Source organism: Cupriavidus necator (genome assembly GCF_016127575.1).
Lineage (GTDB): Bacteria > Pseudomonadota > Gammaproteobacteria > Burkholderiales > Burkholderiaceae > Cupriavidus > Cupriavidus necator_D.
Genome location: NZ_CP066018.1, coordinates 1370895 through 1393384, shown reverse-complemented (window position 1 = coordinate 1393384; position 22490 = coordinate 1370895). Strand labels below are relative to the sequence as shown.

At 68.5% G+C, this 22490-nt stretch carries 22 protein-coding genes; 16 read left to right on the top strand and 6 right to left on the bottom strand.

What is annotated here, in order from left to right; all coding sequences use genetic code 11:
* Window positions 1-69: 69 nt before the first annotated feature.
* From gatB to gatC, 5 genes are all read right to left on the bottom strand, one after another.
* Complete coding sequence (gene gatB / locus I6H87_RS06515) at window positions 70-1527, bottom strand: Asp-tRNA(Asn)/Glu-tRNA(Gln) amidotransferase subunit GatB (RefSeq protein WP_011614355.1); 1458 nt, start codon at window positions 1525-1527, stop codon at window positions 70-72.
* A 90-nt stretch (window positions 1528-1617) separates the two neighbouring features.
* A complete protein-coding gene (locus tag I6H87_RS06510; protein ID WP_010811476.1) occupies window positions 1618-2709 on the bottom strand; it encodes a dienelactone hydrolase family protein in 1092 nt (363 codons plus the stop codon).
* 17 nt (window positions 2710-2726) lie between these two features.
* A complete protein-coding gene (locus I6H87_RS06505; RefSeq protein ID WP_010811477.1) occupies window positions 2727-3203 on the bottom strand; it encodes a hypothetical protein in 477 nt (158 codons plus the stop codon).
* On the bottom strand, window positions 3200-4705 hold the full coding sequence (gene gatA, locus I6H87_RS06500) for an Asp-tRNA(Asn)/Glu-tRNA(Gln) amidotransferase subunit GatA (RefSeq protein ID WP_010811478.1): 1506 nt from the start codon (window positions 4703-4705) through the stop codon (window positions 3200-3202). The genes I6H87_RS06505 and gatA overlap by 4 nt, the downstream gene beginning before the upstream one ends.
* Before the next feature lie 92 nt (window positions 4706-4797).
* A complete protein-coding gene (gene gatC / locus I6H87_RS06495) occupies window positions 4798-5097 on the bottom strand; it encodes an Asp-tRNA(Asn)/Glu-tRNA(Gln) amidotransferase subunit GatC (protein ID WP_011614358.1) in 300 nt (99 codons plus the stop codon).
* Between the two features lie 589 nt (window positions 5098-5686).
* On the opposite strand from gatC, the gene I6H87_RS06490 reads away from it, so the two are divergent.
* The 7 genes from I6H87_RS06490 (at window position 5687) to I6H87_RS06460 (ending at window position 13796) form a co-directional block, all read left to right on the top strand.
* A complete protein-coding gene (locus I6H87_RS06490; protein ID WP_008648066.1) occupies window positions 5687-6730 on the top strand; it encodes a rod shape-determining protein in 1044 nt (347 codons plus the stop codon).
* Window positions 6731-6926: 196 nt separating this feature from the next.
* A complete protein-coding gene (mreC, locus tag I6H87_RS06485; protein ID WP_010811480.1) occupies window positions 6927-7892 on the top strand; it encodes a rod shape-determining protein MreC in 966 nt (321 codons plus the stop codon).
* Entirely contained in the window at window positions 7889-8401 is a 513-nt protein-coding gene (mreD, locus tag I6H87_RS06480; RefSeq protein ID WP_010811481.1) for a rod shape-determining protein MreD, read from the top strand. The genes mreC and mreD overlap by 4 nt, the downstream gene beginning before the upstream one ends.
* A 53-nt stretch (window positions 8402-8454) precedes the next feature.
* Window positions 8455-10761 (top strand): penicillin-binding protein 2, encoded by a 2307-nt coding sequence (gene mrdA / locus I6H87_RS06475; protein ID WP_011614359.1) that lies wholly within the window; start codon window positions 8455-8457, stop codon window positions 10759-10761.
* Between the two features lie 11 nt (window positions 10762-10772).
* Window positions 10773-11915 (top strand): rod shape-determining protein RodA, encoded by a 1143-nt coding sequence (rodA, locus tag I6H87_RS06470; RefSeq protein ID WP_010811483.1) that lies wholly within the window; start codon window positions 10773-10775, stop codon window positions 11913-11915.
* 89 nt (window positions 11916-12004) lie between these two features.
* Window positions 12005-12691, top strand: a complete 687-nt coding sequence (locus I6H87_RS06465) for a DUF484 family protein (protein ID WP_010811484.1) — start codon at window positions 12005-12007, stop codon at window positions 12689-12691.
* Window positions 12692-12716: 25 nt separating this feature from the next.
* Window positions 12717-13796 (top strand): tyrosine recombinase XerC, encoded by a 1080-nt coding sequence (locus I6H87_RS06460; RefSeq protein WP_010811485.1) that lies wholly within the window; start codon window positions 12717-12719, stop codon window positions 13794-13796.
* Between the two features lies 1 nt (window position 13797).
* Here I6H87_RS06460 and I6H87_RS06455 read toward each other — a convergent pair whose 3' ends face one another.
* Entirely contained in the window at window positions 13798-14754 is a 957-nt protein-coding gene (locus I6H87_RS06455; RefSeq protein ID WP_010811486.1) for a transcriptional regulator GcvA, read from the bottom strand.
* Between the two features lie 248 nt (window positions 14755-15002).
* Between I6H87_RS06455 and I6H87_RS06450 the strand changes: the two genes are divergently transcribed.
* The 9 genes from I6H87_RS06450 (at window position 15003) to pcp (ending at window position 22490) form a co-directional block, all read left to right on the top strand.
* The gene (locus I6H87_RS06450; RefSeq protein ID WP_010811487.1) at window positions 15003-15371 is read left to right on the top strand and encodes a DUF2917 domain-containing protein; all 369 of its coding nucleotides are present in this window, start codon (window positions 15003-15005) and stop codon (window positions 15369-15371) included.
* A gap of 170 nt (window positions 15372-15541) precedes the next feature.
* On the top strand, window positions 15542-16297 hold the full coding sequence (lipB, locus tag I6H87_RS06445) for a lipoyl(octanoyl) transferase LipB (RefSeq protein WP_041687105.1): 756 nt from the start codon (window positions 15542-15544) through the stop codon (window positions 16295-16297).
* Between the two features lie 40 nt (window positions 16298-16337).
* The gene (gene lipA, locus I6H87_RS06440) at window positions 16338-17333 is read left to right on the top strand and encodes a lipoyl synthase (protein ID WP_010811489.1); all 996 of its coding nucleotides are present in this window, start codon (window positions 16338-16340) and stop codon (window positions 17331-17333) included.
* Between the two features lie 241 nt (window positions 17334-17574).
* On the top strand, window positions 17575-18222 hold the full coding sequence (gene pxpB / locus I6H87_RS06435; RefSeq protein WP_010811490.1) for a 5-oxoprolinase subunit PxpB: 648 nt from the start codon (window positions 17575-17577) through the stop codon (window positions 18220-18222).
* Window positions 18219-19238: a 5-oxoprolinase subunit C family protein gene (locus I6H87_RS06430; RefSeq protein ID WP_011614361.1), complete on the top strand. Its 1020-nt coding sequence runs from the start codon at window positions 18219-18221 to the stop codon at window positions 19236-19238. The genes pxpB and I6H87_RS06430 overlap by 4 nt, the downstream gene beginning before the upstream one ends.
* Window positions 19239-19293: 55 nt before the next feature.
* Window positions 19294-20034, top strand: a complete 741-nt coding sequence (gene pxpA / locus I6H87_RS06425) for a 5-oxoprolinase subunit PxpA (RefSeq protein WP_011614362.1) — start codon at window positions 19294-19296, stop codon at window positions 20032-20034.
* Window positions 20035-20134: 100 nt separating this feature from the next.
* Window positions 20135-20863 carry a DUF969 domain-containing protein gene (locus tag I6H87_RS06420; protein ID WP_010811493.1) on the top strand — a complete coding sequence of 243 codons (729 nt, stop codon included), beginning with the start codon at window positions 20135-20137 and terminating at the stop codon, window positions 20861-20863.
* Between the two features lie 10 nt (window positions 20864-20873).
* Window positions 20874-21824 carry a DUF979 domain-containing protein gene (locus I6H87_RS06415; protein WP_010811494.1) on the top strand — a complete coding sequence of 317 codons (951 nt, stop codon included), beginning with the start codon at window positions 20874-20876 and terminating at the stop codon, window positions 21822-21824.
* A gap of 15 nt (window positions 21825-21839) precedes the next feature.
* Window positions 21840-22490, top strand: a complete 651-nt coding sequence (pcp, locus tag I6H87_RS06410) for a pyroglutamyl-peptidase I (RefSeq protein WP_010811495.1) — start codon at window positions 21840-21842, stop codon at window positions 22488-22490.

Genomic DNA, 22490 nt, shown 5'->3' with positions numbered 1-22490 from the left:
TCCTGACTTTTAGAGCAGGCCAGTAGGATACGCCTGCCGCAGCGGTTCGCTGGCCCTGTCAGCCAGCCCTTACCCCAGCTTCTTCTTCAGCAGCTCATTCACCTGCGCCGGATTGGCCTTGCCCTTGGTCGCCTTCATCGCCTGCCCGACCAGCGCATTGAACGCCTTCTCCTTGCCCGCGCGGAATTCCTCGACCGACCTGGCGTTGGCAGCCAGCACGTCGTCGATGATCTTCTCCAGCTCGCCGGTGTCGGACATCTGCTTCAGGCCCTTGGCCGCGATGATGGCGTCGGCATCGCCGCCGTGCTCGCCGGCCCACATCGCCGGGAACACGTCCTTCTTGGCGGTGTTGTTCGATACCGTGCCGTCGGCGATGCGCGCGAGCAGCCTGGCCAGTTGCGCCGGCGTGACCGGTGCGGCGTCGATGGCGATGCCTTCGCGGTTCAGCTGCGAGGCCACGTCGCCCATCAGCCAGTTGGCCGCGGGCTTGGCGTTGGCGGCGCCGGCGTCGGCCACCACGGCCTCGTAGTAGGCGGCGAAGGCCTTGGTCGCGGTCAGCGTGGTGGCGTCATAGGCCGACAGGCCGTACTGCGAGACAAAGCGCGCCTGCATCGCCACCGGCAGTTCCGGCAGCTCGCCGCGCACGCGCTCGACCCAGCTCGCGTCGATTTCCAGCGGCATCAGGTCGGGGTCTGGGAAGTAGCGGTAATCGTGCGCGTCTTCCTTGGTGCGCATGGCGCGCGTTTCGCCCGTTTCCGGGTCGAACAGCACGGTGGCCTGCTGGATCTTGCGGCCGTCCTCGATCTCGGCGATCTGCCACTGCACTTCGTACTCGATGGCCTGCTGCAGGAAGCGGAACGAATTCAGGTTCTTGATTTCGCGGCGGGTGCCGAATTCCTTCTGGCCGAGCGGGCGCACCGACACGTTGGCGTCGCAGCGGAAGCTGCCTTCCTGCATGTTGCCATCGCAGATGCCCAGCCACACCACCAGCGAGTGCAGCGCCTTGGCATAGGCCACGGCTTCGGCGGCGCTGCGCATGTCGGGCTCGGTGACGATTTCCAGCAGCGGGGTGCCGGCGCGGTTCAGGTCGATGCCGGTCATGCCGGCGAAGTCTTCGTGCAGGGACTTGCCCGCGTCTTCTTCCAGGTGGGCGCGGGTCAGGTTGACGGTCTTTTCGTAGAACTCGCCCTTCCTGCCTTCGACCTGGATGGTGATGGTGCCGCCCTGTACCACCGGGATCTCATACTGGCTGATCTGGTAGCCCTTGGGCAGGTCGGGGTAGAAGTAGTTCTTGCGCGCAAAGACGCTGCGCGGCGAAATGGTGGCGCCGATCGCCAGGCCGAACTGGATGGCGCGCTCGACCGCGCCCTTGTTGAGCACCGGCAGCACGCCCGGCAGCGCCAGGTCCACCGGCGAGGCCTGCGTGTTGGCCTCGGCCCCGAAGGCGGTGGAGGTGCCGGAAAAAATCTTGGAGGCCGTCGAAAGCTGAGCGTGCGTTTCGAGGCCGATCACCACTTCCCATTGCATGGCGGTATTCCTGTTCGGTTCTTTCGGTTCTGTCTGTTGCGGTGGAGCGGCGCAGCCGCCCCGGGGTTCAGTCTGGTCTTGCCCCGGCCCTCAGGGGTCGGGGCTGGCAAGCCATGAGTCGAGCTGGGCCAGCGCGGCCACGCGGGCCACCGCATCGCCGCCGACGGTGACGCCCTGGGTCTTGCGCATGCCCGCCGGTACGTCGCGGCGCATATGCAGCTCGCTGGTGCCGTCAAAGCCGTGATAGGCGCCGGGGTAGATCTCCAGCCGGAAGCGCGCGCCCGGCTGGCGCGCCAGCACCGCGCTTTGCAGCATGGCGCAGCGGGTGGCGGGCGTCCAGTCGTCGGCGCCGCCGATCATCAGCAGCATAGGCGCGCGCAGGCGGAAGTTGTGCTGCTGCACGGCGCGCCTGCAGCCCGGGTAGAACGCCACCGCACGCTCCACCTGGGGCGTGCCGGCCGGCCACGGGCGGCTGGCATCGACGGTGGCCAGCACCGCCTGCGCGCCGTTGGACCAGCCCAGCAGCACGATACGCGCGGTGTCGACCGCCGGCTGCTGCGCCACCCAGCGCAGCGCGGCCAGCGCATCGGCGCGGCGCGTGCGGTCGTCGATGCCGCGCGCGTCGATGGGTTCGGAGCAGATGCCGTGGGGCCTGCCGCGCGCGCTGAAGCTGTCGGGCATCAGCACGGCATAGCCGCGCTCGTTCAGCCAGTGCGCGTATTCGCGGTAGCGTTGCTGCAGCAGTCCGGAAACGTCCGCCTGGGCGGTTCCGGCGGCACCCGCCGCGCTCGCGCGCGCGGGGCGCGCGGACAGCAGGCCGCCGCAGCCGTGCAACGCCACCACCACCGGCAGCGCGCGCGGGGTGGCGCCCTCGCGCGGCAGGAACCAGTAGGCGGTGAGCGCGGGCGTGGCCGCATCGCCGCGCAGCTGGACACGCTGCGCCGGCACGGGTGCCGTGGCCGCGGATCCTGGCGCGGCCCGGCTCACCGCATTCGGCGCCAGCACGCCGGCGGGCGTCAGCGGCGCCGGCTGCGCCAGCGCGGGCGCGGGCAGTTCCGGTGTATGCGCGGATGCGCCGGCCAGCCATGCGCCCAGCCCCAGTGCCACCGCGGCGCGCAGCACCGCCACCGCCGGACGGGCGGTGCGCGGTGAGCGTTGCGGGGTGGCGGGTGCGTGGGTCATGGCCGGCTTCGGTGGCTTCAGCGCGTGCGGGCGCAGGCGCCGCTGCCCGGCTCGAACATCACGGGCCAGGCTTCTTCGTAGACGCCGGGGGTGCAGCGCTGCTGGCAGTTGGCGTGCGCCAGCGTAACGCGGCGCGGGTCCTGCCAGACCATCAGCTTGCAGCCGCTGCCGTCATTGGCGCGCAGCTCGATATGCGGCTTCTTCTGGACCTGGCGGAAGTCCGCCAGGTTGAAGCTGCACGAGCCGCGCTTGCCTACCCACAGCTTCCACGACAGCTGCTGCACGCTGTTGTCCGACACGCGCAGCTGGGCGTCTTCGCGGAAGCCGTCTTCCTCGGTGCGGCGGCAGTCGCCGGCCAGGTCGATGTCGCGGCTGGCGATTGGAGCGGGCCGGCCCAGCCCGCCCGGCAGCGGGATGCAGCCGGCCACCGCCGCGGCGAGCGCGGCCGCGGCCATCAGGCGCAGGGTCAGCGAGGAGCGCGCGGTCATGTTCATGCCTTGCCCGGACGGCGCAGGTGCCAGTCGGTCGCCTGCTGGAACGCGTGCGCGGTCTGCAGCAGGCGCGCCTCGTCGAAGTAGTTGCCGATCAGCTGCAGGCCCACCGGCATGCCGGCCTCGCCAAAGCCGCACGGCACGCTCATGCCGGGCAGGCCGGCCAGGCTGGTCGACAGCGTGAAGATATCGGCCAGGTACATCTGCACCGGGTCCGAGGTCTTCTCGCCCAGTTTCCACGCCACCGTCGGCGCCACCGGCCCCATGATCACGTCGCACTGGGCGAAGGCACGCTGGAAGTCGTCGGCGATGATGCGGCGGATCTTCTGCGCCTGCAGGTAGTAGGCGTCGTAGTAGCCATGCGACAGCACATAGGTGCCGACCATGATGCGGCGCTTGACCTCGGCGCCGAAGCCTTCGGCGCGGCTCTTCTTGTACATGTCGAGCAGGTCGCGGTATTCGGCCGCGCGGTGGCCGTAGCGCACGCCGTCAAAGCGCGACAGGTTGGACGAGGCCTCGGCCGGCGCGATCACGTAGTACACCGGGATCGACAGCTCGGTCTTTGGCAGCGTCACCTCGACCAGCGTGGCGCCCAGCTTTTCATACTCGGCCAGCGCGGCGCGCACGGCCTGCTCGACGTCGGCCGACAGGCCCTTGCCGAAGTATTCCTTCGGCAGGCCGATGCGCAGGCCGGCGAGCGGGCGCTCGGTAGTGGCGCCGGCGCGCGGCTGGCCCAGCAGGCGGGTGTAGTCCTCGTCCACGCCGCCCTGCGCGGGCGTGATGCTGGTGGAGTCCCTGGGGTCGAAGCCGGCCATGGCGTTGAGCAGCAGCGCGCAGTCTTCGGCGCTATGGGCCATCGGGCCGGCCTGGTCCAGCGACGAGGCGAAGGCGATCATGCCGTAGCGCGACACGCGGCCGTAGGTCGGCTTGATGCCGGTGATGCCCGAGAACGACGACGGCTGGCGGATCGAGCCGCCGGTGTCGGTGCCGGTGGCGGCGGGGGCCAGGCCGGCGGCCACGGCCGCGGCCGAGCCGCCCGACGAGCCGCCGGGCACGCGGCTGGTGTCCCAGGGGTTGCGCACCGGGCCGAAATGCGAGTTCTCGTTGGACGAGCCCATCGCGAACTCGTCCATATTGGTCTTGCCCAGCGTGACCATGCCGGCCGCGGCCATGCGTTCGACCACGGTGGCGTCGAACGGGCTTTCATAGTTGGCCAGCATCTTCGAGCCGGCGGTGGCACGCCAGCCGCGCGTGACGAACACGTCCTTGTGCGCGATCGGCACGCCGGTCAGCGGCGCGGCCTCGCCGCGGGCGCGGCGTTCATCGGCGGCGCGCGCCTGCGCCAGGGTCCGCTCGGCATCGACGTGGATAAACGCGTTGAGCGCGGCGGCCTGCTCGATGCGGGCCAGGTACTCGCGTGCGAGTTCCTCGGCGGAGACGGAGCGCGCGGCCAGCGCATCGGCTAGCTGGCGCAGGGAGGTCACGGAATCAGCGGAAAAGGGCATGACAGTCGGTTGGCATCAGGGGGTGGCGTACTGGCGGATGGCCGGCGCCGGACAGGCATGCACGGGTGCGTCGGGTCCGGGCCGGGCGGCGGTCATTCGATGACCTTGGGCACCAGGTACAGGCCGTCTTCGGTGGCCGGCGCGGGGCGCTGGTAGTCGGCGCGGCGGTCGGATTCGGTGACCACGTCCTCGCGCAGGCGCTGGACCATGTCGCGCACGGCTGACAGCGGGTGGGCCAGCGGCTCGATGCCGCTGGTGTCGACCGCCTGCATCTGCTCGACCAGCGAGAAAAAGTTGTTCAGCTGCGCAAGCGTCTGGGCGGCCTCGTCATCGCTGATTTCGATGCGGGCCAGGTGGGCGATGCGCTTGACGTCGGATAGAGCGAGGGCCATGGCGTGGTGGTTCGGATGCTCGGATGCGGGGGCGCGGGCTGCGCCGGCGGCTGGCTCATGGGGCGGCTGCGTCGCACGGCCCGTGGCCTGACCGGGGGCGCCGGAGTGGCGCCCCGGAGTCGTCGGAATTACAGGTATTTTCAGGCTGTAAACGCCCGAAGCAGCAGGAATTATAAGGTATCATTGCGAGTTACCGACCCTTGGCAACGCTTACGCCACATGGCCGCAGGCCGGCGCGCTTGCGCCTGGCATCCGCAGGCGCCCGAAGGGCGGACCTGGGTCCTCTGATTAGGCCTCTGCAGCCGGCCAGCGCATGTCGCAGTGATTCGATATGGTGCGCCGGTGCCTGCACATTTCCGCGAACTTTTCCGCGGGGTCTAATCAAAGGTTCCCGTAGGGCCGGCGCGCGCGGTGCGCCGGCGATTGCCGTTCCCATTCCATCCCGGCCCGGGCAGCCCCGTGCCGGACGGCGGGCGGACCGGGAAGCCGGGAACCATTCCGTATTCAACACAACGTATTTCGTGGCCGGGCCGTTCGCGGTGCCGGCCGCTTCGCCTACCCGCGAACACCACCACAGACAGGATTCCTGATGTTCGGATTTCTCCGCAGCTACTTCTCCAACGACCTGGCGATCGACCTCGGCACCGCCAACACGCTGATCTACATGCGCGACAAGGGCATCGTGCTGGACGAGCCCTCGGTCGTCGCGATCCGCCAGGAAGGCGGCCCCAACGCCAAGAAGACCATCACGGCGGTGGGCAAGGAAGCCAAGCAGATGCTGGGCAAGGTGCCGGGCAATATCGAGGCGATCCGCCCGATGAAGGACGGCGTGATCGCCGACTTCACCGTCACCGAGCAGATGCTCAAGCAATTCATCAAGATGGTGCACGACAGCAAGCTGCTGCGCCCGAGCCCGCGCATCATCATCTGCGTGCCGTGCGGCTCGACCCAGGTCGAGCGCCGCGCCATCCGCGAATCGGCGCTGGGCGCCGGTGCCAGCCAGGTCTACCTGATCGAGGAGCCGATGTCGGCTGCGATCGGCGCCGGCCTGCCGGTGTCCGAGCCGTCGGGCTCGATGGTGGTGGATATCGGCGGCGGCACCACTGAGGTGGGCATCATCTCGCTGGGTGGCATGGTCTACAAGGGTTCGGTGCGCGTGGGCGGCGACAAGTTCGACGAGGCCATCGTCAACTACATCCGCCGCAACTACGGCATGCTGATCGGCGAACAGACCGCCGAAGCGATCAAGAAGGAAATCGGCTCGGCCTTCCCGGGCTCCGAAGTCCGCGAGATGGAAGTCAAGGGCCGCAATCTGTCCGAAGGCATCCCGCGCGCCTTCACCGTGTCGTCCAATGAAATCCTCGAAGCCCTTACCGATCCGCTGAACCAGATCGTTTCGGCGGTGAAGATCGCGCTGGAACAGACCCCGCCCGAACTGGGCGCCGACATCGCCGAGCGCGGCATGATGCTGACCGGCGGCGGCGCGCTGCTGCGCGACCTGGACCGCCTGCTGGCGGAAGAAACCGGCCTGCCGGTGCTGGTGGCCGAAGACCCGCTGACCTGCGTGGTGCGCGGTTCCGGCATGGCGCTGGAACGCATGGACAAGCTCGGCAGCATCTTCTCCTACGAGTAAGAAGGACGCTCACGTGGCGATGCGCGGCCTGCCGGATCCAGCGATCAGGGCGGCGTCGCGGCGCCTCATCCGCCGGGGCCGGGCCCTGGCAGTTCCCGCCGCCCGGCCGTGCCGCTCCCGTCCCCGCAAGGGACCCGGGCGCGGCACGGCGGGCGGCGGGGCGTTTCCGCGTGGGCTTTGGCCTTTGTTCGGGTAAATGGATTACTCCCCTCCGCCGCTCTTCAAGCAAGGCACCTCGGCTGTCGCCAGGCTGGTCCTGTACGTGGGTATCGCGCTGGCGCTGCTGGTGGTCGATGCCCGTTTCGACGCGCTCAGCGTGGGCCGGCAGGTTGCCGCCACCGTGCTGATGCCGGTCGAACGCCTGGTGCTGACGCCGCGCGACGCACTGCGCACGATGTTCGACTATGCGCAGTCGTCGGCGATGCTCGCCACCGAAAACCGCGAACTGCGCCAGAACGCCGTGCAGCAGGCCCAGGCCTCGGTGCGCCAGGCGCAGCTGGAGTCCGAGAACAACCAGCTGCGCAAGCTGCTCGGGCTGGCGCAGCAGTCGGCCACGCCGGTGACGGCCGCCGAGATCCTGTATGACGCGCGCGATCCCTACACCCAGCGTATCGTGATCGACAAGGGCAGCCAGCACGGCCTGCGCGCCGGCTACCCGGTGATCGACGAGCGCGGCGTGGTGGGGCAGGTCACGCGCGTGTCGCCGTTCCAGTCCGAGGTGACGCTGCTCACCGACAAGGACCAGGCCATCCCCGTGCAGGTGGTGCGCAACGGGCTGCGCAGCGTGGCCTTCGGCGGCGCGCGCGCGGGCCAGCTGGACCTGCGCTTCATGGCCGCCGCCGCCGACCTGCAGCAGGGCGACCTGCTGGTGACCTCGGGCCTGGACGGCACCTACCCGCCGGGCCTGCCGGTGGCAAAGATCGTCCATATCGAGCGCAAGGCCGATACCGCGTTTTCGCGCGTGTACTGCGAGCCGGTGGCCGGCGTGCGCGCGCACCGCCTGCTGCTGGTGGTGCGCTACGACGCGGCCATTCCCGCGCGGGAAACGGTCGAGGCCAAGCCGGAGGCGCCGGTCAAGGGCGCCAAGTCCGCTGCGGCACGCGCTGCCGCCGATAGCGCAGCGGCTGCCAAGGCCGCACCCGCCAAGGAGGCACCACGGTGACCAATCCCCAATACCTGCTGCGGCCGGTCAATCCCGCCTTTATCGCCTTCAGCTTCGTGCTGGCGTTCCTGTTCAACCTGATGCCCTGGGGCACCACGCTGTGGGTCCCCGACATGGTGGCGCTGGTGCTGGTGTTCTGGAACATCCACCAGCCGCGCAAGGTGGGCATGGGCGTGGCCTTCCTGCTGGGCCTGCTGATGGACGTGCACGATGCCCGGCTGCTGGGCGAGCACGCACTGGCCTACACTCTGCTGGCCTACTTCGCCATCACCATCCACCGCCGCGTGCTGTGGTTCACCGTCTATACCCAGGCGCTGCACGTGCTGCCGCTGCTGTTCGTCGTGCACGCGGTGCCGGTGCTGATCCGGCTGGCCATGGGCGCGCCGCTGCCGGGCTGGCAACTGCTGCTGGCACCGGCGATCGAGGCGCTGCTGTGGCCGCTGGCCACCAGCCTGCTGCTGGCGCCGCAGCGCCGTTCGAGCGATGTCGACGAGACGCGTCCGATCTGACGCCGCACGCACCTGACCGCACCTAAACGCTCATCCCTGGCCAACGCAGTACCATGACCGAAATCCGCAACGTCGAACTGGAAATCGGCCGCTTCCGCATCCGCGTGGCGGCCGCGGCCCTGTTCACGGTGATCTGCTTTGGCCTGCTGTTCACGCGCTTCCTGTGGCTGCAGTGGTACAAGCATGACCAGTACTCGGCCAAGGCCGAGGACAATCGCATCTCGGTGGCGCCGATCGAGCCCAACCGCGGCATCATCATGGACCGCAACGGGATCGTGCTGGCGCGCAATTATTCCGCGTACACGCTGGAGATCACGCCGTCCAAGCTGGGCGATACGCTGGACAACACCATCGAAGGCCTGTCGGCGCTGGTGGATATCCAGCCGCGCGACCGGCGCCGCTTCAAGCGGCTGATGGAAGAGTCGCGCAGCTTTGAAAGCCTGCCGATCCGCAGCCAGCTGAGCGACGAGGAAGTGGCGCGCTTCTCCGCGCAGCGCTTCCGCTTCCCGGGCGTGGATGTGCGCGCGCGGCTGTTCCGGCAGTACCCGCTGGGCGAGTCGGCTTCGCACGTGATCGGCTACCTGGGCCGCATCTCGCAGCGCGACCAGGAACGCATCGAGGCCATGGACGAGGCCAACGATGCCGACGGCGCCAAATACGATCCGCGCAAGGACGCCGACAACTACAAGGGCACCAACTACATCGGCAAGATCGGCCTGGAGCAGAGCTACGAGAGCGAGCTGCACGGCCTGACCGGCTTCGAGGAAGTGGAAGTGAGCGCGGGCGGGCGCCCCATCCGCACGCTTTCGACCTCACCCGCCACGCCTGGCAACAACCTGATCCTGTCGCTGGACATCCGCCTGCAGCAGCTGGCCGAGGCACTCTACGGCAACCGCCGCGGCGCACTGGTGGCGATCGAGCCGTCCACCGGCGACATCCTGGCCTTTGTCTCCAAGCCGACCTACGACCCCAACCTGTTCGTCGAGGGCATCGACACCAATACCTGGAACGAGCTCAACAACTCGCCCGACAAGCCACTGCTGAACCGCCCGCTGCGCGGCACCTACCCGCCGGGCTCGACCTACAAGCCGTTCATGGCGCTGGCCGCGCTGACCACCGGCAAGCGCACCGCGGCCTGGGGCATGTCCGACCCCGGCTTCTTCACGCTGGGCAACCATACCTTCCGCGACGACAAGCCGGGCGGCCATGGCTGGGTCGACATGCACAGCTCGATCGTGCATTCGTGCGACACCTACTACTACGCGCTGGCGCGCGACATGGGCGTCAACGGCATCCATGACTTCATGAAGCCGCTGGGCTTCGGCCAGATCACGGGCATCGACATCGAGGGCGAAAGCCGCGGCATCCTGCCGTCGACCGACTGGAAGCGCAAGGCGTACCGCAAGCCCGAGCAGCAGAAGTGGTACGACGGCGAGACCATCTCGCTGGGCATCGGCCAGGGCTACAACAGCTTCACCATCCTGCAGCTTGCGCAGGCCACCTCGGTCATCGTCAACGACGGCAAGGTGATGAAGCCCCACCTGGTCAAGGCCGTGGAGGATGCGGTCACGCGCAAGCGCACGCTGACCGTGCCCAAGGAAAGCTACACGATCCCGCTCAAGCAGGCCGACATCAACGTGATCAAGCGCGCCATGGTGGCGGTGACGCATTCCGGCACGGCCGCGCGCGTGTTCGCCGGCGCCGCCTACGAATCGGCGGGCAAGACCGGCACGGCGCAGACCTACAGCCTGGCCAAGGGCGAGAAGTACAACCACCACGCGCTGGACGAGCGCAAGCGCGACCACTCGCTGTACACGGCCTTCGCGCCCGCGGACAACCCCAGGATCGCGATTGCGCTGATCGTCGAGAACGCCGGCTTCGGCGCCGCGGTGGCCGCGCCGATCGCGCGCAAGGTGATGGACTACTACCTGACCGGCAAATGGCCGGCGGAGCTGGAAGCCATCGCGCCGCCGGAAGCCGAGCGCATGGCGGGCCGCCCGCCGGTGGCAACGCCGAGCGTGTTCACCACCGGCCAGACCGCCAGCATTGCCAGCGCCACGGTGATGTCGAGCGGCAGCGCGCCGGCCAGCGGCGCGGCCGCCAGCGAGGTCGCCGCGGCGTCGGGCGCGCATGCCGGGGCGTCTGACGCGATCGCGGCGGCGCTGGACCCGGCCGCGATCGCACCGGCCTCGGCCGTGCAGACGCTGGATGAACGCATGCTGCAGGCGCTGGGCCACAGCAAGCCGAAGGTGCCGCCGCCGGCTTCCGCGCCGGTCGTGCCGGCCAAGGCGCCCGCGCCCAAACCACGCGTCAAGCCCGTGGCTGCCAAGGCAGCCAGCGGTGCCGACGCCACTCGCTGAAGGAGACGCGCATGGATCGACGCCGCGTCCTGTCCCTGATCAAGACCGCGCTGACCGGTTTTGACAAACCACTCTCGCTGATCGTCTTCCTGCTGTTCGCCACTGGCATCGTGGCGCTGTACTCGGCCGCCATCGACATGCCGGGCCGGGTTGAGGATCAGCTGCGCAATATCCTGCTGTCTTATGTGGTGATGATCGTGATCGCCTACCTGCCTACGCAGACGCTGATGCGGGTGGCGGTGCCGATCTACACGGTCGGAGTGGCGCTGCTGATCGCGGTGGCCATGTTCGGCCTGATCCGCAAGGGCGCGCGCCGCTGGCTCTATGTCGGCATGGTGATCCAGCCGTCCGAGATCATGAAGATCTCGATGCCGCTGATGCTGGCCTGGTATTTCCAGAAGCGCGAGGGCGTGATCAAGTGGTTCGACTTCGTGGTGGCGCTGGGGCTGCTGCTGATCCCGGTCGGCCTGATCGCCAAGCAGCCTGACCTGGGCACGGCACTGCTGGTGATGGCCGCGGGCGTGTACGTGATCTACTTCGCCGGCCTGTCGTGGCGGCTGATCCTGCCGCTGCTGGGGCTGCTGGTGGTGGCGATCACGCTGCTGATCACGTTCCAGAACGATATGTGCGCGCCGGGCGTGAACTGGCCGGTGCTGCACGACTACCAGCAGCACCGCGTCTGCACGCTGCTGGACCCGACCAGCGATCCGCTCGGCAAGGGCTTCCACACGATCCAGTCGATCATCGCCATCGGCTCCGGCGGGGTCGAGGGCAAGGGCTGGCTCAAGGGCACGCAGACGCACCTGGAATTCATCCCGGAAAAGCACACCGACTTTATCTTCGCGGTGTACTCGGAAGAGTTCGGCCTGATCGGCAATGCGGTGCTGCTGGTGCTGTACCTGCTGCTGATCTTTCGCGGCCTGTTTATCGCGGCCAATGCGCCGACGCTGTTCTCGCGGCTGCTGGCGGGATCGATCACGCTGATCTTCTTCACCTATGCCTTCGTCAACATGGGCATGGTCAGCGGCATCCTGCCGGTGGTGGGCGTGCCGCTGCCGCTGATGAGCTATGGCGGCACCGCACTGGTGACGCTGGGCGCGGGCATCGGCATTCTGATGAGCATTTCGCGGCAGAAGCGGCTGATCCAGACGTAGCGCAGCCTGCGTAAAAAGGGGGCCGCGGCTGTGCCGCCGGTCCCCTTTGCTAAACTGCCACCCACTTTACCTCTACCGGTCCACGCCCCATGAACGCCCAAGACGTTGCCGCCTACCTGCAGAGCCACCCCGAATTCTTCGAAGAACACGCCGAGCTGCTGGCCGCGGTGCAGCTGACCAGCCCGCACAGCCACCGCGCCGTGTCGCTGCAGGAACGCCAGATGGAAATCCTGCGCGAGAAGAACAAGGGCCTGGAGCTGCGCCTGGCGGACCTGGTCCGCCACGGCCATGACAACGACCGCACCCAGCAACGCATGCATGCCTGGCAGCTGCGCCTGCTGGCCGAAGCCGATTCGCACGCGCTGCCCTATGCAGTGCAGGACGGCCTGCAGCAGGTGTTCGATGTGCCGGCGGTGGCGCTCAGGCTGTGGGATGTCGCCGAGCAATACGTCCATATGGAAGTGGCGCAGGGCGCCAGCGAAGACCTGCGCATCTTTGCCGAAGGCCTGCGTGCGCCGTACTGCGGCAGCAACGGCGGCTTCGAGGCCGCGGGGCTGCTGGAGCGCGACGATATCACCTCGCTGGCGATGGTGACGCTGCGCGTGCCGGTGCGTGCCGGCGATGCCGAGGCCGGTGCCGACGTGCGCGGCGCAGCCTTTGGCCTGCTGGTGCTGGGCTCGCCCGATCCGCGCCGTTTCCACGAAGGCATGGGCACCGCCTACCTGTCGCAGATCGGCGAAGTCGCCGGCGCCGCGCTGCACCGGCTGCGCGACTGAGGCGCGGCGGCCCACGCCTGACGCCATGACTGCACGCCGGCCGCCCCGCAGCGTGGTTGCGGATATCGCTCCTGCCAGCGACGGCCCGCCGCCGGCACCCGAGCCGCTGGTCACACGCTACCTGGACTGGCTGCGCGGCAGCCGCAAGCTGGCCGAGCACACGCTGACCAGCTACAGCCGCGACCTGCGCGTGCTGCAGGGGCACGCGGCGCGTTATGCACCCGGCGTGGCCCTGCTGGCACTGCAGACCCACCATATCCGCAACTTTGCCGCGCGGCTGCATGGCGCCGGGCTGGTCGGCACCAGCATCGCGCGCACCTTGTCGGCCTGGCGCGGTTTCTTCCAGTGGGCGGCGCGCCACGGCCATGGCGTCACGGTGAACCCGGTCGACGGCGTGCGCGCGCCGCGCTCTGGCCACGCACTGCCCAAGGCCTTGTCGGTCGAACATGCGGTGGCACTGGTCGCGCATCCTGCCGGCACGGATGCCCAGGCACTGCGCGACCAAGCGGTCCATGAGCTGTTCTATTCAAGCGGGCTGCGGCTGTCCGAGCTGGTGCAGCTGGACCTGCGCTATGCCGATGCCGACGGCTACCGCTCCAGCGGCTGGCTCGACCTGGCCGGAGCGGAAGTCACCGTGACCGGCAAGGGTTCGCGCCAGCGCTCGGTGCCGGTCGGCAGCAAGGCCATCGAGGCGCTGCGTGCCTGGCTGGCGGTGCGCGACACGCTGCTGCGCCCAGGCGCCTTGCCGGAAGATGCCCACGCCTTGTTCCTCGGCCCGCGCGGGCGGCGCCTGTCGATGCGCACGGTGCAGTTGCGGCTCAAGCAACAGGCGCTGCGCGCCGGCGTGCCGGCCGATGTGCATCCCCATATGCTGAGGCACTCATTTGCCACCCACGTGCTGCAGTCGTCGGGGGACCTGCGCGCGGTGCAGGAGATGCTGGGCCATGCCAGCATTTCGACCACGCAGGTCTATACCGCGCTCGATTTCCAGCATCTGGCGAAGGTCTACGACAAGGCCCATCCGCGGGCCGGCCGGGCGCGCGCCAGGCCGGCGGCGGACGCAGCCGCCGATCCTGCTGACTCCGGCGAAGCGTCGGAAGACTAGTTCACTCCCACTGCGCCAGCACCTCGCGGAAGCGCTCGATCTCGGGCAGCAGCCAGCCGCGGAACGCCTGCACCTTGGGCAGGTTCAATGAGCCCGGGGCGCATACGAAGTACAGCAGCCATGGACAGGGGATGCTGACATCGAACAGCCGCACCACGCGCCCGGCCAGCAGGTCGTTGTAGGCCAGCGAGGAGCGGATCAGCGCAATGCCCTGGCCTTCGGACGCGGCCTGCAGCAGCAGCGAGGAATCTTCCAGCAGCAGGCCCTTGCGCGGCTCGGGCCAGTCCAGCCCGGCGGCCTCGAACCACGGCTTCCACGGATCGCCCTCGCCGCGCAGCAGCGGCAGCCCCGCCATGTCCTGCGGCCGCTCGGGCAGGCGGCCGCCATTGAAGCCGGGGCTGCAGACCGGGAAGAAGACGTCGTCCAGCAGCCGCTCCACATACAGGCCGGGATAGTCGCCGCTGCCCATGCGCAGCGCGATATCGACTTCCTCATGCGCAAAGTTGACCAGCGTGTTCGACGACAGCAGCTCGACATCCAGCTCCGGGTGGCGCTCGATAAAGCTGCCGATGCGCGGCGTCAGCCAGCGCGCGGCAAACGACGGCATGGTGCTGATGGTCAGGCGCTTGTCGCGGTTGCCGGCCTGCAGCGCGCGCGTGGCATCGGCGATCTGCAGCAGCGCGTCACGCACGCGCTCGGCATAGAGGCGCCCCGACGGCGTCAGCGCGACACGCTTGCCGTGGCGCTCGAACAGCGGCATGCCCAGTTCGTCTTCCAGCGCGCGGATCTGGTGGCTGACCGCGCCGTGCGTGACAAACAGCTCCGTGGCCGCGCGCGAAAAGCTCTCGTGCCGCGCCGCGGCCTCGAAGGCGCGCAGCGCGGTCAGCGCCGGCAGGCGCGGCAGCTCGCGGTGCCAGCCGCGCGGCAGGTCCTTTTCCCAGGCGCTCTTCCATGCCATGGTGGTCTCCAGGCGGTCGTGTGTATGTGAGTTTGTCTAACAAGAACAAAGAAAATATATCGTTTTGATAGTGGCCGGGCAATCACTAATATTCCATCACCGGCCCCCGCAGTAGTCATTTACTTCACGGCGATATTCAGAGGATTTAACTGGCCTGGTCCCCTTGCCGGGCCAGTTCCGGTACCCCGCCGCGAATTCGTACTGGGTTTGGCGTATCCCCGCCGAGGCCGGCTGAACGGAGAACCACCATGAAAACCGTGCTCACAACGACCGTGTTCACCCTGAATCCTGGCGAAGTCACCACGCTGTCGGTGCATGCTGCCCAGCGCCTGCATGTCGAAGAGGCCCGCGGCGCTGACGTATGGCTGACCCGCGAGAAAGATTCAGAGGACTACTGGCTGCGTTGTGGCGGCAGCCTGCTGCTGCGCTCGGGTGACGAGGTGGTGCTGAGCGTTGACCCGCGTGCGCTGCACCCGGTGCGCCTCGCCCTGATCGCGGAAGCCCGCCGCCCGGCGCTGGCGCTGGCTGATGTGCCGCACCTGGTATATCGCAGCCTGCGCCGTCTGGTTCGAGGCACGGAGTGGACGCCTAACCAGGACCAGGTCACCGCATCCTGAGGCGAAGGCCGGCGGGGCATCGTCCGCATCACACCGCAGCCGCGGGCATCTGCGCCTGGTCTGGTCGCGTGACGCATCGGACGATTCCCGCCGGACCACGCCCTGAGCGGGCAGCACAAGTGACCGAGGCAGGGCCGGCGCAAGCCGGCCCTTTTCGTTACACTCTCGCCATGCATCCGATTCAAGTCATCGAACGCGGCCGCGAGGACTATCAGCCGTGTTTCGACGCGATGCGCGCCTTCACCGCCGCACGCACGCCCGAGACGCCCGACCAGGTCTGGCTGGTCGAGCATCCGCCGGTCTACACCCTGGGCCAGGCGGGCGACCCCGCGCACCTGCTCGCCCCGGACGACCGGATTCCCGTCGTGCAGATCGATCGTGGCGGGCAGATCACATATCACGGTCCCGGCCAGGTCGTGGCCTATTTGCTGCTCGATCTGCGCCGCCGCCGCCTGATGGTGCGCGAACTGGTGCACGGCATCGAGCAGGCGGTGCTGGACACGCTCGCGGCGTATAATCTCGCAGCCGAACGCAAGCCCGGCGCCCCCGGCATCTATTTGTCCGACGGGCCGCACCAGGGCGCCAAGATTGCCGCGCTCGGCCTCAAGATCCGCAACGGCTGCAGCTACCACGGCGTCAGCCTCAACGTGCAGATGGACCTGTCGCCGTTCCTGCGCATCAATCCCTGCGGCTATGCCGGGCTGGAAACAGTCGACATGGCCAGCGCAGGCGCCACCTTCGCGGCGGCGGATGCCAACGGCGCCCCCTTGCCCGTGACCGCGGCACAACAACCGGAAATCGCACTGCGCCTGGCGGCAGCATTGTGCGAGGTGCTGGCAGCGCACGAAGCCCGCGCGCTGGCTGCCGAAGGAACTGCCGCCCCGGCTGAAGCGAAGCAGCCGGGTGAGACGGCCCTGGCCTCCTAGTCAAAAGCGAAATGCACGCTGAGCGCGTGCGGAGAAATGTATGAGCGACGCCCTGATCGCCACTTCCAGCGAAGCCCCGCAGTCCCCCGCGGAGCAGTATGACCCGACCCGCAAGCAGAAGTCGGCCGACAAGACCGCACGCATCCCCATCAAGATCGTGCCGGCCGAAAAGCTCAAGAAGCCGGACTGGATCCGCGTCAAGGCCGCCACCGGCAGCTCACGCTTCTACGAGATCAAGGACATCTTGCGTGCCAACAACCTGGTGACGGTGTGCGAAGAAGCGAGCTGCCCCAACATCGGTGAATGCTTCGGCAAGGGCACCGCGACCTTCATGATCATGGGCGACAAGTGCACGCGCCGCTGCCCGTTCTGCGACGTCGGCCACGGCCGCCCCGATCCGCTGGATGTGAACGAGCCGGGCAACCTGGCCCGCACCATCGCCCAGCTCAAGCTGAACTACGTCGTGATCACCAGCGTCGACCGCGACGACCTGCGCGACGGCGGCGCCCAGCACTATGTCGACTGCATCTCGCAGACGCGCGAGTTGTCGCCCGCCACGCGCATCGAAGTGCTGGTGCCCGACTTCCGTGGCCGCCTGGACAAGGCGCTGGACATCCTGCAGGCTTGCCCGCCGGACGTGATGAATCACAACATGGAAACCGTGCCGCGGCTGTACAAGCAGGCGCGCCCGGGCGCGGACTATGAGCACTCGCTCAAGCTGCTGCAGGAATTCAAGCGCCGCAACCCCAACGTGCCGACCAAGTCCGGCCTGATGGTGGGCCTGGGCGAGACCGACGAGGAAATCCTCGAAGTCATGCGCGACATGCGCGCCCACGATATCGACATGCTGACCATCGGCCAGTACCTGGCGCCGTCGAACCACCACTTGCCGGTGCTGCGCTACGTGCATCCCGACACCTTCAAGATGTTCGAGGAAGAGGCTTACAAGATGGGCTTCACCCACGCTGCGGTGGGCGCGATGGTGCGCAGTTCGTACCATGCCGACCAGCAGGCGCATCAGGCTGGGTTTGCCTGAACGACAGCGCTGCACACTGATCGAGCAGAGACGGCCGGGATTTCCCGGCCGTTTTTCTTTGGTGCCCGGCCATGGTGCAGCCGGTCGCAGTGGCCCTTGCACCCCTAGGGTCAATCCTGACTGTTTCTCCTCGTCTCATTTCGATATTATGAATTCATCGATAAATTATCGATGAAATACAAACACGTCACATTCCGGCTTGCCTGCCTAAACTGGTAGCAAGTGCGCTACCGGGAATCTCATGAACTGCACCGTCCACCGACTCGCCGAGCAGGCGCTGCTGTACAGCGTGGCTCCCCCCGCATCGCTGGAAGTCCAGCGCCGGATCTGGGCGATGGCTGCCCGGGCCGAGGACTGGCGCGGGGTGGTGGACGTGGTGCCGGGCATGAACAACCTGACCGTGATCTTCGACGGCAGCGCCGATGTGGACGCGCTGGAGCGCAACCTGAAGCTCGCCTGGGCCTCCGGCGAGGCACGCAATGCCACCGGCAAGCTGGTGGAGATCCCGGTGCGCTACGGCGGCGAGCATGGCCCGGACCTGGGCGATGTGGCGGCCCATACCGGGCTGACACCGCGGGAAGTGGTGCGCCGCCATGCTGCCGGCGAGTACGTCGTCTACTTCCTGGGCTTCCAGCCGGGATTTGCCTATATGGGCGGTCTGGCGCCGGAGCTGGCCACGCCGCGCCGGCGTGAGCCGCGGGTGGCGGTGCCGGCCGGGTCGGTCGGCATTGGCGGCGAGCAGACCGGGATCTATCCGGCGGTGCTGCCGGGCGGCTGGCAGCTGATCGGGCGCACCGATGCCGAGCTCTTCGTGGCGGACCGGGATCCGCCGTCCCTGTTTGCGCCCGGCGATACCGTGCGCTTTGTTGCCGAGGAAATCATCGCGTGATCGAAATCATTCGTCCCGGCGCGCTTGCCTCGGTGCAGGACCTGGGCCGTACCGGCTTTCGCCGTTTTGGCGTCGGCCGTTGCGGGGCCATGGACATGCTGGCGGTGGAGGTGGGCAACCGCCTGCTCGGCAATGCGCCGGGCTGTGCCGCCATTGAATTCACGCTGGGCCGAGCCGCGCTGCGCTTCCATGCCGATATGCGCGTGGCGCTGGCTGGTGCCGAATGCGGCGCCAACCTGGACGGCGTGCCGGTGTGGTCGTGGCATGCCTTTGACGTGCACAAGGGCGAGACGCTGACGCTGCCGTCGACGCGCGGCGGCACGCGCGTGTACCTGTGCGTGGCGGGCGGCATCGAGGTCGAGCCGGTGATGGGCTCGCGCAGCACCGACCTGAAGTCAGGCTTTGGCGGTCTGGGCGGGCGCGCGCTGCAGGAAGGCGACCGCCTGACGGCGGGGCGCCCGGGGCTGGCGGCCGAGACCGACTGGATCGGCGTGCAGGCGCCGGCGTGGGCGCTGCCTGCCAGCATCGCGGGCAAGGCCACGCCGGTCCGGATGCTGCCGGGGCCTGAATATGAAGACTTCGACGCGGCCTCGCGGGCCGCGCTGTGGCAGGCCGACTGGACCGTCACGCCCAACAGCAACCGCATGGGGCTGCGCCTGAACGGGCCCGCGCTGGCGCGGCGCGCCGAGCGCAGCGCCGACTTGCTGTCGCATGGCGTGGTGCCGGGCGTGATGCAGGTGCCGCCGGGCGGCCAGCCGATCGCGCTGATGGCCGATGCGCAGACCACTGGCGGCTACCCCAAGATCGGCGTGGTGATCGGTGCGGACCTGTGGCGGCTGGCGCAGGTGCCGCTGGGTGCGCCGGTGCGTTTCGTGCAGGTGACGCTGGCGCAGGCAGAGGCGGCGCAGGCCGAGCTGGAGCGCTACCTGCGCCAGATCGACCAGGCGCTGCGGTGGCAGGGCGATGGCATGCCCATCGCCGCGCGGCGGCGCGCAAGCACGCGCGTGGCGGCATAGGCGCGCACGCGCAACATCAATCGGGCGACGCAGTGCGCCGCACAGGAGAATGGCAATGCAGATCGATTTGAACGCTGACCTTGGCGAAGGCTGTGCCAACGACGAGGCGCTGCTGGCGCTGATCAGTTCGGCCAATATCGCATGCGGCTGGCACGCGGGCGACGCGGCCACCATGGTGCAGACGGTGAAGTGGGCGCTGGAGCGCGGCGTGGCGATCGGGGCGCACCCGAGCTACCCGGACCGCGAGAACTTCGGCCGCACCGAGATGCAGCGCGACCCGGAACACGTCTACGCCGACGTGCTGTACCAGATCGGAGCGCTCGACGCGATCGTGCGCGCGCAGGGCGGCGAGCTGCATCACGTCAAGCCGCATGGCGCGCTGTACAACCAGGCCGTGCGCGATCCGGCGCTGGCCCGCGCCATCGTGCGCGCGGTGCGCGACTTCGATGCCGACCTGGTGTTCTTCGGCCTGGCCGGCAGCCAGATGATCGATATCGCCAGGGAGGCCGGCCTGCGCGTCAAGCAGGAGGTCTTTGCCGACCGCGGCTACAACCCCGACGGCACGCTGGTCAAGCGCGGCTCGCCGGGCGCGCTGCACGAGGACGAGGAAGTCGCCCTGAACCAGACCCTGACCATGGTGCGCGAGAAACGCGTGCGCGCCATCGACGGCACCTGGGTACCGATTCAAGCCGAAACCGTGTGTCTGCACGGCGACGGCGCCCACGCGCTGGCCTTTGCGCGGCGCATCCGGGAACGGCTGGGCGCGGAAGGCATCGCGGTCCGCGCCGGCGACTGAGCACTCCGTCTCAACCGCCAGCATCCACTGCGGCCGGCGCTGTCGTGCGCTGACACGGCTGCCGTCCGCTCGCTTCCGTCACACTCGTTTGGTGTCTCTTATGGAACAGGCAGTCAATCTCTGGCCCCTTGTCGGGGTCGGCGTCATCATTGTCGGCTTCGTGCTGCGCTTCAATCCCATGCTGGTGGTGGTGCTCGCCGCGCTGGCCACGGGGCTGGCCGCGCCGATGCCGCTGATGCAGATCTTCTCGGCGATCGGCACCGCCTTCGTCAAGGCGCGCAACCTGCCGCTGATCATCCTGCTGCCGCTGGCCGTGATCGGCCTGCTGGAGCGGCACGGGCTGCGCGAACATGCGCAGGCATGGATCGCGCGCATTGCCTCGGCCACGGTTGGCCGCCTGCTGATCGTCTACCTGGGCGTGCGCGAGCTGACCGCCGCGATCGGCCTGACCAGCCTGGGCGGGCACCCGCAGATGGTGCGCCCGCTGCTGGCGCCGATGGCCGAGGGCGCGGCCGAGAACCGCTTCGGCCACCTGCCCGAGCCGGTGCGCCAGCGCGTGCTGGCGTTCTGCGCCGCCACCGACAATGTCGGCCTGTTCTTTGGCGAGGACATCTTCGTGGCCTTCGGCGCGATCGCGCTGATGCACACCTTCCTGCTGTCGTCGAACATCGACGTTGAGCCGCTGCATATTGCCGTGTGGGGCATCCCCACCGCGATCTGCGCCTTCCTGATCCACGCCGTCCGCCTGAAGCGCCTGGACCGCTGGCTCGAGCGCGAACTGGGCGGCAAGGCCGCCGCGGCCGCCGTACCTGCCAAGAGCGCAGAGTAAGGAGCCCGCCATGATCATTTCCATCGAATATCTCTACTGGCTCGCGGGCCTGGTGCTGGCGATCACCGCGCTGATGACCTTCGCCGACCGCGAGCATCCGCGCCGCCTCAGCACCGGCCTGTTCTGGCTGCTGTACGCGATCGTATTCCTGATTGGCGACCGGCTGCCGCCGGCCGCGGTCGGCATCGGCGCGGTGGTGATGGCGCTGATTGCGGGCTTCGGCGGCGTCGGCCACGGCAAGCACCACAGCCTGCCCGAGGAAGAACGCCGCGCCAGCGCGCGCCGCCTGGGCAACAGGCTGTTCATCCCGGCGCTGCTGATCCCGCTGGTGACCGTGATCGGCACCATGCTGTTCAAGGACGTCAAGATCGCCGGCGTGCCGCTGCTCGATCCCAAGAACGTGACCTTTGTCTCGCTGGGGATCGGCTGCCTGATCTCGCTGGCGGTGGTGTGCTGGCTCACGCGCGACACCGTGGCGCAGGGCCTGCGCGAGTCGCGCCGGCTGACCGAGTCGCTGGGCTGGGCGCTGGTGCTGCCGCAGATGCTGGCGATGCTGGGCCTGGTGTTCGCCGACGCGGGCGTGGGCAAGGCGGTGGCGCACCTGTCCACCGCCTATATCAACATGGACTACAAGCTGGTGGCGGTGGCGGTCTATTGCGTGGGCATGGCGCTGTTCACCGTGATCATGGGCAACGGCTTCGCGGCCTTCCCGGTGATGACCGGCGGCGTGGGCGTGCCGATCCTGGTCGGCATGTTCGGCGGCAATCCGGCGGTGATGGCGGCGATCGGCATGTTCTCGGGCTATTGCGGCACGCTGATGACGCCGATGGCGGCCAACTTCAATATCGTGCCGGCGGCGCTGCTGGAACTCGACGACAAGAACGCCGTGATCCGCGCGCAGGTGCCGACCGCGCTGGCGATCCTGGTGGCCAATATCGCGCTGCTGTACTTCCTGATGTAACTGCGGAGCCTCGCCATGCGTACCGTGCTGCTGACCGGCTTCGAGCCGTTCGAGAATGAACCGATCAATCCCTCATGGGAGGCAGTGCGCGCGCTCGACGGCGAGCGCGTGGGCGACGCGGTGATCGTGGCGCGGCAGCTGCCGTGCGTGTTCGGCGCGGCGATCGATACCATCGGCGAGCTGGTCGACGTGCTGCGGCCCGCGCTGGTGATTGCCGTGGGCCAGGCCGGCGGGCGCGCCGAGATGTCGGTGGAGCGCGTGGCGATCAATGTCGACGATGCGCGCATTGCCGACAACGCCGGCGCCCAGCCGATCGATACCGCCATCGTCGCGGGCGGCCCGGCCGCCTACTTTGCCACGCTGCCGATCAAGGCGATGGTGCGCGACATGCGCGCGGCGGGCGTGCCGGCCTCGGTGTCGCAGACCGCCGGCACCTTCGTCTGCAACCATGTCTTCTACGGGTTGATGCACCGGCTGTCGCAGCAGCCGGATGGCGACGTGCGCGGCGGCTTTATCCATATCCCCTACCTGCCCGAGCAGGCGGCGCGCCATCCGGGCCAGCCCAGCCTGGCGCAGGAAACGCTGGTGAAGGGATTGCGCGCGGCGGTGGCGACGGCGTTGTCGACCCGCGCCGATGTGCGCGAGCAAGGCGGGCAGTTGCACTAG